Below are 12,267 nucleotides of genomic sequence, written 5' to 3' on the forward strand. Positions count from 1 at the left end.
GCCGGGGCCCGATCCGGTCTCCGATCCGGTCTCCTTCTCCAGCTGTTTTCCCCGAGCGGGACCGGGAACGCGCAGGAGGGAGGGAGGAGTTGAGGATGTCCACTGACGGCCCCGTGGGCCACTGGGGGGACGAGTCCCCGGAAGCAGCGCTTCCGGGGCGCAGGCTGTCCGTGCTGGCCGAGCAGGCCGTGCGCTGCACCGTCAACTGCTGCGGAGCCAGCAGCATGGTCGCCGAGCCGGGGTCCGAGCGACCCGCCTCCGTCACCCACCCCGACCTCGCCGGACTCGTCGCCGTACAGCTCCGCTCGGGGGACGGCCCCATCCCGGCCGCCCTGGAGCGCGGCGAGCCCGTCGACTCGGCCGACCTGCTGCACGACGAGCGCTGGCCGCAGTACCGCGCGATGGCGCTCGACTCGGGCGTACGTTCCAGCGTCACGCTCCCGTTCCGCCGGTCCGGGATGACGGTGACGCTCAGCCTCTACAGCTTCCGGCCCGGAGCTCTGGAGAACGCCCGGCACGGGCCCGTGCACGCCCTCGGCGAATTCGCCGCGAGCTGTCTCGTGCGCGACCGCTCCTACCGCGCCGCGCTCACCGAGCTCGACCACCTCGGCACCGCCCTGCGCTCCCGGCCCGTCGTCGACCAGGCGTGCGGCATCGTCATGCACGTCCTCGGCTGTGACGCCGACGCCGCCTTCGGCGTGCTGCGCCGCATCTCGCAGGGGACCAACCGCAAGCTGGCGGACGTCGCGTCCGGCGTCGTGCACCGGCGGGGGCGCGGGCTGGAGCGGGATCTGGCGGCACTGCTGAACTGACGGCCGCGCGGGTGGGTGCCGATGTCACCCGATCGGCGGTACCTCGTCGCGCGAATGGTGCCCGGCCGCGCGCGTCCGGGCGCCGGGCGGGCTGTCATGGCTGCGGGGGCACGACCGCCGTTCCCCCGCAGTCGTCGGCCGAAGGAGCTCACCCCATGAGCCGCACCGCCCGTGCTCTGTCCGTCGCCGCTCTGGCCGGTGCCGTCCTGGGCACCGCAGCCCCGGCCGCCCTCGCGGATCCGGCCGCGGAGGTCAGTCCGGGCGCCGTCGCGCCGGGCGGCAGCGTCACCGTGTCGGTCTCCTGCGACCCCGTCGACGGGACCGCGCCGGCCGCGATCGAGGCGGTCTCGCAGGCGTTCGAGGAGGGCACCGTCGAGCTGAAGCGGGTCGCCGGCAACGACGAGAAGGCCGCCGGGCCCGCCTACCACGGCACCGCCCGCGTCCCTCCCGCCGAGAACTTCGAGGGCGACCCGGACGCGGCCGGCCCCGAGTCCGAGTGGACCGTCGACGGCACATGCCCGGCGGCGGGCGGCAAGGAGGGCAAGGAGTGGAGCGCGACCTTCACGGTGGCCCGCGACAGCGGCGCGAGCGGCGGTGGCAAGAGCGGTGAGGGCGGTGAGGGCAGCTCCGAGACCGGCGTGGAGGACGGCCTTGGCGAAGCGGGCGACGTGGGCGGCGGCGGACTCGGCAGCGGCGAGGGCTGGACCGGCGGCGGCACGGGCGGCACGGGCGGTACAGGCGGCGGAGGCCGTACCGGGGGCGGCGGCCATACCTGCGCCGAGCCCCGCTCGGACCGGACGGGGTCCGGCAAGTCCGAGTCCCACTCGGGCAAGTCCGAAGGCGACGGGGCGGTGGGCGAGGAGGGCCTGGGCGAAGGTGGCGTGGGCGGCCAGGCCGAGGGAGGCACGGCGGAGGGTGACAGGACCGAGTCCGACCCGGGCACGACCGGAGCCGAGGAGACCGCACCCGAGGCGGACGCCGCCGACCCCTACTGGTACGGCAGCGGGCCCGGTTCCGGCACCGGCGAGTCCCGCTCGCAGGACTGCGGCGACGCCGCCGACCAGCACGGAGTGCAGGCCGGCACCGGCGGTACGTTCACCGACTCCGTCCCCGCACTGGTCGCCGGCGGCCTGCTGATCGCGGGCGCGTTCGGGGGCGCGGTGTACCGGGTGCGCCGTAGGACACCCACCGTGGACGACTGATCCGCACGGCCGCCGCTGTGACCGGTGCAACCCCTGCGATCGCCCATGGAGTTGCGCCACGATGGGTACGCAGAGCGCGCGGGAACGCGACACACCGTGACGAACCAGCACGGCACCAGGCACAGCGGAGGCACGGATGCGCCGGACGGACCCCGAAGGCCACGGCCCCGTCCGTTTCGGGCCGCCGTTCCCGGACGACGGACTCCCCGTGCTGCCCGAACTGGCCGCCGTGCTCGCCGCGGCCGCGGGCCGGGCCGAGAGCGAGCCCGTCGGCGGCGGCACCGCGCTGCTGGAGGCGGCATGCGGCTACTGGGGCCGGCGCGGACTGCCGACCGAGCCCGCGCAGGCGGTGGCCGGCCCCGGCGCCCCCGCGCTGCTGCTCGGGCTGACCTTCGCGCTCGGCGGCGACGTCCTGGTGCCGCGGCCCTGCGCGGCCTGGTGGGCGCCGTACGCACGCCTGCTGGGCCGGCCCGTCTTCCATGTGCCGACGCCGGCCGAGTCCGGCGGTGTCCCGGACCCGTACGCCCTGCTGGAGACCGTCCGCCGGGTCCGCGCCGAGGGCGGTGACCCGCGGCTGCTCGTGCTGTCCGTCGCCGACGACCCCACCGCCACCGTGGCCCCGCCCGAACTGCTGCACGAGACCCTGGAGGCCGCCACCGGCGAGGGCCTGCACCTGGTCAGCGAGGAGACCTGGCGCGACACCGTGCACGCCCCGCACGACACCGTGCTGGTCAGCCCCGCCGAGATGCTGCCCGAGCAGGTCACCGTGGTCACCGACCTGGCCGGCGCCCACCTCCCCCCGGGATGGCCGGCCGCGGTCGCCCGGTTCCCCGCGCACGACGACGGCAACGGCCTGCACGCGCGCGTGCTCGACGTGCTGACCGCGCTGGGCGCCGGCGTCGCCGGCCCGGTCGCCCTCGCCGCCGGGTACGCGCTCGCCGAGCCCGAGCCGGTCACCGCGCGGGTCACGGCCGCCGTACGGCTGCACGCGCGCGTGGCCGCCGCCGCGCACGCCGCCGCCGTCGGAGCCGGTGCCGTCGCCCGGCCCCCGCAGGCCGGGCGGCACCTGTACGTCGACCTCGGGCCGCTGCGCGACGGGCTGTCCACGCACGGCGTCGGGGACGCCCAGGACCTGGAGGAATTCCTCACCGCCCGGCTCGGCATGCCCGCGCCGGGCGGGCACCGTTTCGGCGACGACCTCGCGGCGCTGCGGGTACGGCTGTCCACCGGACCGCTGCTCGCGGGCAGCGCCGAGGAACGCGCGGAATGCCTCGGTTCACCCGCGCCGTTGGAACTGCCACATGTGCAACGTGCGTTGATCCACTTGAAGTCGGTCTTCGAAGATCTCCGTGACGACGCTCAGCGATGGGAGCCTCCTCGATGACGCAGCAGTCCGAGTCATCCATGTCGACGACACCGCGTGCGACCACACCCCGTCCCGACGCCGAGGCAGCCGACGCCCCGCCGGCCCCGGCACCCCTCGCGCCCCCTTTCCCCCCGTCGGCCGCACCCCGCCCGCTGGGCGAACGCCGGGTGTGGCCGCGCACCTTCCACGACCGTCTCACCGCCCCGCTGCCCGGCATCAAGGCTCTCGCCCGGTTCGCCCGTGAGGGCGCCGTACGCCCGGGCCGCGAAGGCCTCGCCGACATCCCGCGGTTGCCCTACGAACCAGGCCCACTGCCCCGCGTGGACGCGCGCACGGTCGCCGTGTCCTGGGCGGGGCACGCCAGTTGGGTCGTGCGGATCGGCGGACTGACCGTCCTCACCGACCCGGTCTGGTCGCGCCGCATCCTCGGCACCCCCGCCCGTATCACCCCCGTCGGCATCGACTGGCACGCCCTGCCCCGAGTGGACGCGGTCGTCATCAGCCACAACCACTACGACCACCTGGACGCCCCCACCCTGCGCCGACTCCCGCGCGACACCCCGGTGTTCGTCCCGGCCGGCCTCGCCCCCTGGTTCCGCCGCCGCAGGTTCACCCTGGTCACCGAGCTGGACTGGTGGGAGGCGGCGGAACTGTCCGGCGTCCGCTTCGACTTCGTGCCGGCCCACCACTGGTCCAAGCGCACCCTCGTCGACACCTGTCGCAGCCTGTGGGGCGGCTGGGTGCTCACCGCCCCCGACGGACAGCGCGTGTACTTCGCGGGTGACACCGGCTACGGCCGCTGGTTCGCCCGCATCGGCGAGCGCCACCCCGGCATCGACCTCGCCCTGCTCCCCATCGGCGCCTACGACCCCCGCTGGTGGCTCAGTGACGTCCACTGCGACCCCGAGGAGGCGGTGCGCGCGGCACAGGATCTGGGGGCGCGCAGGATGGCGCCGATGCACTGGGCGACGTTCGTGCTGTCGGCGGAACCGGTGCTGGAGCCGCTCACGCGGGTGCGGGTGGCCTGGGAGAAGGCGGGACTGGACCGGGAGGACCTGTGGGACCTGCCGGTGGGCGCCTCAAGGGTGCTGTAGGCGGTTCACGCGGAGGAAGCCTTCCGCAGGCGACGCCACAGAGCCGGTGCCGCGCTGATGACCAGCGTCAGCGCGATCGCCGCGACCACGCCCTCCCACGGCTCGTCGAACAGCGACCCGCCGAGGATCCCGATCAACTGGTACGTCAGCGCCCAGGCCAGGCAGGCCGGCAGATTGCCGCGGGCGAAACGCCGCAGCGGCCACTCGGCCAGCAGACACGCCAGCATCACCGGAATCCGCCCCGCGGGCACCAGCCGCGACAGCACCAGCACGGCCACACCGTGTTCCGTGAGCTTCTCCTGCGCCTGCGTGAGCCGCTCCTCCGGCGCGTGCGCACGGATCGCCTCCAGCCAGCGCGAGCCGTTCTTCGAACGCAGGCCCCGCCGACCCAGCCAGTACAGCGTCCCGTCGCCGAGGAACGCCGCCGTCGACGCCGTCACGAAGACCAGCGCCAGGGCGAACGGCGCCGTCTGGTGGAACGCCACCACCGCCGCGGAACTCACCAGCGCCCCCGTCGGCACGATCGGCACCAGCGCCCCGATCAGCACCAGCAGGAACAGCGACGGATAGCCGATCGCCTGCTGCGTCGACTCCACCGGCACCACCGCCGGGGTGGCGGCCAGTATCGTCACCGGGCCACCCCCAGGCGCACGCTCTCTCCGTGCGCGAGCCGGTGCACCGATACGCCGGGCGCGTGCTCGGCCGCGAGCCGCGCGAACTCGTCGCCGGGCGCGTGGAATTCATGGGGGCGCACCGCGTCCATGCCGATCGGCCAGTACGTCCCGTAGTGGACCGGCACGGCACTGCGCGGCGACAGCCTGGCCAGCGCCTCGGCGGCCCGCCCCGCGTCCAGGTGCCCCTCCCCGAGATACGGTCCCCAGCCGCCGACCGGCAGCAGTGCCACGTCCACCGGCCCGACCTGCTGCGCCATGGCGTCGAACAGCCCGGTGTCCCCGGCGAAGTACGTGCGTGCCTCGCCCTCGATGACATAGCCGAGGGCGGGGGAGCGATGCCGGCCGAGCGGCAGCCGACGGCCGTCGTGCCGTGCGGGCACGGCGCGTACGGACACATCGCCCACCGTCGTCACATCCCCCGGCGCCATCTCGGTCACCCGCAGATGCGCGAGCCGGCGCAGACCCGGCACACCCCGGGGCGCGCCCCGGGGCACGAGCAGCCGGGTGCCCCCCGGCAGCCCGGCCAGCGACGGAACGTGCAGGTGGTCGGCGTGCAGGTGGGAGACGGCGGCGATGTCGGCGCGGCGGGCGTCGGGCGCGGGCAGTGCGCCCCGGCGGCGGCGCAGGTGCGCGAGCCGGCGTGCGAACAGAGGATCGGTGAGGACGCGCACGTTCGAATCCTCGACCGTGCAGGTGGCGTGACCCCACCAGGTGATCTCCACCGGCACCTCTTTGCCTCCTTCGCGCGACTCCCCGAAGCGTACGGGCTGGAGTAGGGTCGGCGGCGAAACCCGGAGGTGAGGGGGACGCCATGGGGTCATCCGTAGTGCGCGTCACGGCGATCGCCAGTCTGACGCCGCTCGAAGAGCTGGACGCCGACCCCTTCCTGGTGGACTCCCGCAGCCAGCACGCGATGTGCGCGCGCTGGGCCGCGGAGCACGGGTTCGTGGTCGCGCGCGAGCTGCTGGTACGCCGGTTGCGGCCGGACCACGGCGTCCTGTGGGAGGGCGTGCGCCCCGGCCTCGACCTGTTCGTCGCGCCCAGCCGCAGGGTGCTGGAGAGCGCGCTGTCCTCGGTCGAGGAGTTCACCGCGGAGTGCGCCCGGCGCGGGGTGCGGGTGGAGACGGTGGGACGTGCGGAACCGCTGTACGACGCGCAGATGAAGGCGCGGGTGCACCGTCGGCTGTCGATGCCGACGGCGGGGTACGACGGGCGCTGAGCGGCGACGCTGCGCTGCCGGACCGGGAGCCACGCGGGGAACCAGCAGGGCCGATGGGCCGTTGTGTCAGGCTGGGGGGCGTGAAGGCCCGTTTCGGGACGTGAGGTGGGCTGGGCGTGCGTGGGCGTTGGCGGCGGGTTGCCAGTCAGGTCGGGCGGAGCATCGCCGTATGGGCCGTCTGTACCGTCACCATGCTCGTGCTCGCCGGGATCCTGCCGGACTTCCAGTTGCAGTCGGCGGACGACGACAGTGCCACCAGCCTGGCGATGACCGCCGCCCTCGGCGCCGGCGCGTTCGGCCTGCTCTCCGCGCTCGTCTGGCCCCTCCTGGTACGGCTGCTGCTCCTCGTCCCCGCGCTGGTGCTCGGCCTGCTGGTGTTCTTCCTGAACGGCTCGCTGCTCATCGTCGCCCTGCGCCTGGTCCCCTCCGGCGACAGCGAGGCCGCCCCCGAGACCGCCGTCATCGTCGCCGCCGTGATGTCCGCCGTCGCCTCCGCCACCGGCGCCGCCCTCGCCGTACGGGACGACGACGCCTACCGGAGCAGGCTGTACCGCCTCGCCGACCGCCGGCGCAGGGCCCTGCCGCCCGGCCCGTCCAGCCCGGGCACCGTGTTCATGCAGCTCGACGGCGTCGGCCACGACGTCCTGCTCGCCGCCGTCGGCAAGGGCCTGATGCCCACCGTCGGCCGCTGGCTCGGGGAGGGCGGCGGTCGCCCCACCCACCGGCTCACCCCGTGGCGCACCGACTGGTCCAGCCAGACCGGCGCCAGCCAGCTCGGCATCCTGCACGGCAGCAACCACGACGTGCCCGCCTTCCGCTGGTACGAGAAGGCCGGCCACGAGGTCATGGTCTGCAACCGCCCCACCAGCGCCGCCGAACTCCAGCGCCGCGCCATCGACCGCACCGGCGACGGCGGACTGCTCTCCGCCGACGGCGCCAGCCGGGGCAACCTCTTCAGCGGCGGCGCCGACGAGCAGGCGCTGGTGCTGTCCATCGCCACCAGACGGCGCGGGCGCAGCAACCGCTCTCGCGCCGGATACTTCGCGTACTTCTCCGACCCGGCCAACGCGGTGCGCACCGCGCTGTCGTTCGTCGCCGAGGTGGGGCGCGAGATCGGCCAGTCGTCCCGGGCCCGGGCCCGCAAGGTCCGGCCGAGAGTCGGCCGCGGGGGCCTCTACCCGCTGGTCCGCGCCTTCGCGACCGTCGTGGAACGGGACGTCGTCGTCGCCGCGGTGATGGGTGACATGCTCGCCGGCCGCACCGCCGTCTACGCCGACCTGGTGGCCTACGACGAGGTGGCGCACCACTCCGGGCCGATCGGCCGCGACACCGAGAAGGTCCTCGAACGCCTGGACAGGGCGCTGGCGTTGATCGAGAACGTCGCCGAGCACGCGCCGCGGCCGTACCGGATCGTCGTGCTCTCGGACCACGGCCAGAGCCCCGGCGAGACCTTCCGTGCCCGCTACGGCCTCGGGCTTGGCGACCTGGTGCGGGCCGGCTGCGGGCTGCCCGTGCCGCGCAGGGCGCGACGCACGCACAGCGGCGCCGAGGCCCGCGCGGCCGTGCGCGCGGCGCTGCGCCGGCCCGTCGAGGAGGGCGAGGAGCAGCACCGCCCCTCGCGCCGCCGTTCCGAGCCGATCGTGCTGGCCTCCGGCAACCTCGGCCTGGTCTCGTTCCCGGACGTGCCGCACCGGATGACCAAGGAGGAGATCGACGCCCGCCACCCGGCGCTGCTCACCACCCTCGCCAACCACCCCGGCGTCGGCTTCCTGCTCGTCCGCAGCCAGGAGCACGGCGGGCTCGTGCTCGGCCCGTACGGTGTGGAGATCCCGCTCGACCGACTGGACGACGATCCGGGACCGTTGGAGGTCTTCGGGCCGGGCGCCGCCGACGCCGTACGCCGGACGCACTCCTTCCCGAACACGGCCGACATCATGGTCAACTCCGCCTACGACCCCGCCGACGGAGAGGTCCTCGCCTTCGAGGAGCAGATCGGCTCGCACGGCGGGCTCGGCGGTGCGCAGGGCAGACCGTTCCTGCTGTCACCGGTCGCCTTCTCCGCGCCGGCCGGCCACGGGGAGGACCTCGTGGGCGCCGAGCACGTCCACCGGGTACTGCGCCGCTGGCTGCGGGAGGCGAACGGACCTCAGGTGCCGCTGGACGCGGAGCCGCGGGAACGGGCCGCCTGAAAATCGGCTGCGGCCGACGGCCCGTGAGCACACACTGTTCGAGTCGCACATCTCTCGAACACTCCCGAGGAGTTCCTGCTTTGCAGGCAGCTGTCACCGTCACGCCCGCCCGAATCCCCGAACTGCTTCTCGGCCTCGCCACCGTCCGGCCGGTCTTCATCTGGGGCGCCCCCGGCATCGGAAAGTCCTCCCTGGTCAGGGCCTTCGCCGAGGCGCTGGGCCTGGAGTGCGTGAGTCTGCTCGGCACCCAGCTGGCGCCGGAGGACCTGATCGGCGTGCCGCAGATCCGCGACGGGCGTTCGGTGTTCTGCCCGCCGGAGGCGATCGCCCGTGACGAGCCGTACTGCCTGTTCCTGGACGAGCTGAACGCGGCCACGCCGGATGTGCAGAAGGCGTTCTACTCGCTGATCCTGGACCGCCGTATCGGCAACTACGAGCTGCCCAAGGGCTCCATCGTCATCGGCGCCGGCAACCGGGCCACCGACAACGCGCTCGCCCGGCCCATCGCCTCCGCCCTCGTCAACCGTCTCGCCCACGTCCACCTGGAGGCCTCCGCCAAGGACTGGCTGACCTGGGCCACCAACCACGGCATCCACCCCTGGATCCTGGACCACCTCACCGACCGGCCCGACCACCTGTGGTCCAAGCCGCCCAAGACCGAGGAGCCGTTCTCCACGCCCCGCTCCTGGCACATGCTCTCCGACGCGCTGCACTCCTTCGGCCAGGGCCTGGACGAGGAGACGCTGAAGGTCCTGGCGCACGGCATGCTGACGCCGACGCACGCCACCGCGTTCTGCGGCTACGTCAAGATCGTGCGCAGCCAGTACGGCATCGAGGCCATCATCAAGGGCGACGCCGGCTGGCCGCACCGGATGCAGGACCGCGACCTGCTCTACTACCTTGCCGAGTCCTTCCGGGGCCGGCTGATCAAGGAACTGCCGGTCAGCAAGGACCACATGTCGTCGAGCGGCCGGCAGACCGCGTACCGGGCCAAGTCGCTGCTGGTGCAGCTCGCGGAGATCTCCGTGGAGGTCGCCCAGAGCGTCATCGCCTCCGACGCCGACGGCAATCCGGTGCTGCCGTCCTGGTTCCTGGTGGAGGCCGCGCGGGACATGCCCCGGCTGGTGGAGGCGCGGCGATGAGCCGCAGCCACGACAAGGGGAAGGGCAAGAAGAAGCGGGACCTCGCGGCGGAGGCCTTCACCGAGGGGCTGCGGCTCGTGCGGGCCAACCCGGCGCTCGCCACCGTGGAGTTCACCGTCTGCCGCGACGAGAAGTGCGAACAGGCGCCCCGCGAGGGCCTCGCCCGCGTCGCCTCCGACGGCGTCCTGCACGCGCACCCGGAGCGCCTGGCCGAACCCGCCACCTGGGCCTGGACCATCGCGCACGCCGTCCTCCACCTCGGCTTCGGCCATGTGCCGTCGAAGAAGGGCACGCCGGTCCAGCCCGATCGCGCCGACCTCGCCGCCCGTTGTGCCGTCGTCAACCGCTTCCTGCTCACCTTCCCGGTCGGTCAGGCCCCGGACCACCTGCCGCTGACCTACCCCGACGGGGACGAGGAGCAGATCGCCGCGCGCTGGCGGCGCGACGGCATCCCGGCCGTGTACGAGCGCTGCGGCACCGCAGGTCCGGAGCCCGACCAGCTCCTGGTGGAGTGGATGGGCTGGTTCGGCTCGCCCCCCCGACCATCAGCTGGCCTTCGCCACCGCGCTGACCCGGACCGTGTCCACCGCGATGGACATGGCGGGCGGCCGCCGGGACTCCATGGACGGCGAGCCCGTCAAGAAGCGGCCCTGGCAGTGGGCGCTGGAGTGGTTCATCACCTCCTACCCGCTGCTCGGCGGCATCGCGGCCGGCATCAAGCTGGTCGCCGACGCCGAACTCGCCCGCGCGCACGGCATCGCCGTGGCCGCCGTCAACGCCGAGGCCGGCGAGATCTACATCAACCCGCTGCGGACGTTCGAGGCGGAGGAATGGCGGTTCATCCTCGCCCACGAGATGCTGCACGCCGCCCTGCGCCACGGCGACCGCTGCGGCACCCGCGACCCGTACCTCTTCAACGTCGCCTGCGACTACGTCATCAACGGCTGGCTGCGCGAGATGCAGATCGGGGAGATGCCCCACGGCCTGCTGTACGACGCGCAGTTCACCGGCCTGTCCGCCGAGGAGGTGTACGACCGGATCGCCGGCGACCTGCGCCGGATGCGCCGTCTCGCCACCCTGCGCGGCAAGGGCCTCGGCGACATGCTCGGCGCGCCCCTCGGTCCGCCCGGCGACTTCGTCGACCTCGACGAGTTCTACCGCCGGGGCCTGTGCCAGGGCCTCGACCTGCACCAGCAGCAGGAGCGCGGCTTCCTGCCCGGCGGACTGGTCCAGGAGATCCGCGCGCTCAGCCATCCGCCGCTGCCCTGGGACGCCCAGCTGGCCCGCTGGTTCGACGAGTTCGTGCCCCGCCCGGAACCGGTGCGGACGTACGCCCGCCCCGCGCGCCGCCAGGCGTCCACGCCCGACATCCCGCGCGCCGGCCGCTACTTCCCGCCGGAGGAGATCGCCCGCTGCACCTTCGGGGTGGTCCTGGACACCTCCGGTTCCATGGGCGCCGGCCTGCTCGGCAAGGCGCTCGGCGCGATCGCCTCGTACGCCGGGGCGCGCGACGTTCCGGCCGCGCGGGTGGTGTTCTGCGACGTGGGGCCCTACGACGCCGGGTACGTGCCGGTGGCGGACATCGCCGGCCGGGTACGGGTGCGCGGGCGTGGTGGCACGATCCTGCAACCCGGGATCGACCTGCTCCAGCGCGCGGACGACTTCCCGCCGGGCGCGCCCGTCCTCGTCATCACGGACGGCTGGTGCGATGTGCTGCGGGTGCGGCGCGAGCACGCGTACCTGATTCCGCAGCGCGGTCGCCTGCCGTTCACCCCGCGTGGGCCGGTCTTCCGGGTGCAGTGAGCCGGAGTGTGGTCGGATGGGAGCACGGACCCCAGCAAACGGGCCCCCACGCGAAAGGAAGAACCGTGGCTACCACGCGCTCCGCACACACCGTCTGGGAAGGCAACCTGCTCGAGGGCAACGGTGTCGTCAACTTCGACTCATCCGGTGCCATCGCAGCCCAGCCGGTCACGTGGGCCTCGCGCTCCCAGGACGCGAACGGCAAGACCAGCCCCGAGGAGCTGATCGCCGCCGCGCACTCCAGCTGCTTCTCCATGGCGCTCTCGCACGCCCTGAACGGCGCCGGCACCCCGCCCACCAAGCTCGTCACCTCGGCCGACGTGAACTTCCAGCCGGGCGAGGGGATCACCGGCATTCACCTCACCGTCGAGGGGACGGTGCCGGGCATCGACAACGATGCGTTCGTCGCCGCCGCCGAGGACGCCAAGGCCAACTGCCCGGTGAGCCAGGCGCTGAAGGGCACGGACATCACGCTCTCCGCCAAGCTGGCGTAGCGCCCCCGGGGGTGCGGCGGGCCCGTGAGGGTGTCGCCGCACCCCCTTTTGAACGTTGAACGAGTCCGGCTTCCGTCCGCCCTGGACCGGCGTCGCCGTGCACCGGCGGCGCTCGCGTGCGACCGTATTGCGGGAGGCGTCCCGCAGCCCCCGCCGCGCCCCGGCGCACCGGGACTGAGCGCCCGCTCAGCCCCCGTTTGGCACCCGCCTCCTAGGTCACTCGCCCCATTGACAAGAACCCACTCAAGTTTTGTGCTGGAGTTCCAGAGGTG

Annotated in this window: 10 protein-coding genes and 1 pseudogene; 9 read left to right on the forward strand and 2 right to left on the reverse strand. The window is 73.9% G+C overall.

The annotated features are described in order from the left end of the window. Window positions 1–95 precede the first annotated feature (95 nt). The 4 genes from ACIQWG_RS30445 (at window position 96) to ACIQWG_RS30460 (ending at window position 4,474) form a co-directional block, all read left to right on the forward strand. Window positions 96–812 carry an ANTAR domain-containing response regulator gene (locus tag ACIQWG_RS30445; RefSeq protein WP_404101477.1) on the forward strand — a complete coding sequence of 239 codons (717 nt, stop codon included), beginning with the start codon at window positions 96–98 and terminating at the stop codon, window positions 810–812. A 155-nt stretch (window positions 813–967) separates the two neighbouring features. Further along, window positions 968–2,014, forward strand: coding sequence for a hypothetical protein (locus tag ACIQWG_RS30450; RefSeq protein WP_404101479.1), 1,047 nt, complete (start codon window positions 968–970; stop codon window positions 2,012–2,014). Window positions 2,015–2,150: 136 nt separating this feature from the next. Then, window positions 2,151–3,398 (forward strand): aminotransferase class I/II-fold pyridoxal phosphate-dependent enzyme, encoded by a 1,248-nt coding sequence (locus ACIQWG_RS30455; protein ID WP_404101481.1) that lies wholly within the window; start codon window positions 2,151–2,153, stop codon window positions 3,396–3,398. Further along, window positions 3,395–4,474 carry an MBL fold metallo-hydrolase gene (locus tag ACIQWG_RS30460; protein ID WP_404101483.1) on the forward strand — a complete coding sequence of 360 codons (1,080 nt, stop codon included), beginning with the start codon at window positions 3,395–3,397 and terminating at the stop codon, window positions 4,472–4,474. Before ACIQWG_RS30455 ends, ACIQWG_RS30460 begins: the two co-directional genes overlap by 4 nt. Before the next feature lie 5 nt (window positions 4,475–4,479). Here ACIQWG_RS30460 and ACIQWG_RS30465 read toward each other — a convergent pair whose 3' ends face one another. Beyond that, on the reverse strand, window positions 4,480–5,106 hold the full coding sequence (locus tag ACIQWG_RS30465; RefSeq protein ID WP_404101485.1) for a DedA family protein: 627 nt from the start codon (window positions 5,104–5,106) through the stop codon (window positions 4,480–4,482). Further along, on the reverse strand, window positions 5,103–5,876 hold the full coding sequence (locus tag ACIQWG_RS30470) for an MBL fold metallo-hydrolase (protein WP_404101487.1): 774 nt from the start codon (window positions 5,874–5,876) through the stop codon (window positions 5,103–5,105). The genes ACIQWG_RS30465 and ACIQWG_RS30470 overlap by 4 nt, the downstream gene beginning before the upstream one ends. 83 nt (window positions 5,877–5,959) lie before the next feature. Here ACIQWG_RS30470 and ACIQWG_RS30475 point away from each other — a divergent pair, with 83 nt between their 5' ends. The 5 genes and pseudogenes from ACIQWG_RS30475 (at window position 5,960) to ACIQWG_RS30495 (ending at window position 11,995) form a co-directional block, all read left to right on the forward strand. Beyond that, complete coding sequence (locus ACIQWG_RS30475) at window positions 5,960–6,367, forward strand: hypothetical protein (protein WP_404101489.1); 408 nt, start codon at window positions 5,960–5,962, stop codon at window positions 6,365–6,367. Window positions 6,368–6,558: 191 nt separating this feature from the next. After that, window positions 6,559–8,556, forward strand: a complete 1,998-nt coding sequence (locus ACIQWG_RS30480; protein WP_404101491.1) for a phage holin family protein — start codon at window positions 6,559–6,561, stop codon at window positions 8,554–8,556. An 80-nt stretch (window positions 8,557–8,636) separates the two neighbouring features. After that, window positions 8,637–9,698: an ATP-binding protein gene (locus ACIQWG_RS30485; RefSeq protein ID WP_404101493.1), complete on the forward strand. Its 1,062-nt coding sequence runs from the start codon at window positions 8,637–8,639 to the stop codon at window positions 9,696–9,698. Then, a pseudogene (locus ACIQWG_RS30490) lies at window positions 9,695–11,501 on the forward strand (hypothetical protein). The gene ACIQWG_RS30485 and the pseudogene ACIQWG_RS30490 overlap by 4 nt, the downstream one beginning before the upstream one ends. Before the next feature lie 65 nt (window positions 11,502–11,566). Then, window positions 11,567–11,995: an OsmC family protein gene (locus ACIQWG_RS30495; RefSeq protein ID WP_404101495.1), complete on the forward strand. Its 429-nt coding sequence runs from the start codon at window positions 11,567–11,569 to the stop codon at window positions 11,993–11,995. The last annotated feature ends 272 nt before the right edge of the window (window positions 11,996–12,267 follow it).

Source organism: Streptomyces sp. NPDC098781 (assembly GCF_044759995.1).
GTDB lineage: Bacteria > Actinomycetota > Actinomycetes > Streptomycetales > Streptomycetaceae > Streptomyces.

Bases quoted from the DNA above. Each gene is read 5' to 3' on its own strand.
- ACIQWG_RS30445 (WP_404101477.1), top strand. From the start codon at position 96: ATGTCCACTGACGGCCCCGTGGGCCACTGGGGGGACGAGTCCCCGGAA.
- ACIQWG_RS30480 (WP_404101491.1), top strand. From the start codon at position 6,559: ATGCTCGTGCTCGCCGGGATCCTGCCGGACTTCCAGTTGCAGTCGGCG.
- ACIQWG_RS30475 (WP_404101489.1), top strand. From the start codon at position 5,960: ATGGGGTCATCCGTAGTGCGCGTCACGGCGATCGCCAGTCTGACGCCG.
- ACIQWG_RS30455 (WP_404101481.1), top strand. From the start codon at position 2,151: ATGCGCCGGACGGACCCCGAAGGCCACGGCCCCGTCCGTTTCGGGCCG.
- ACIQWG_RS30450 (WP_404101479.1), top strand. From the start codon at position 968: ATGAGCCGCACCGCCCGTGCTCTGTCCGTCGCCGCTCTGGCCGGTGCC.
- ACIQWG_RS30460 (WP_404101483.1), top strand. From the start codon at position 3,395: ATGACGCAGCAGTCCGAGTCATCCATGTCGACGACACCGCGTGCGACC.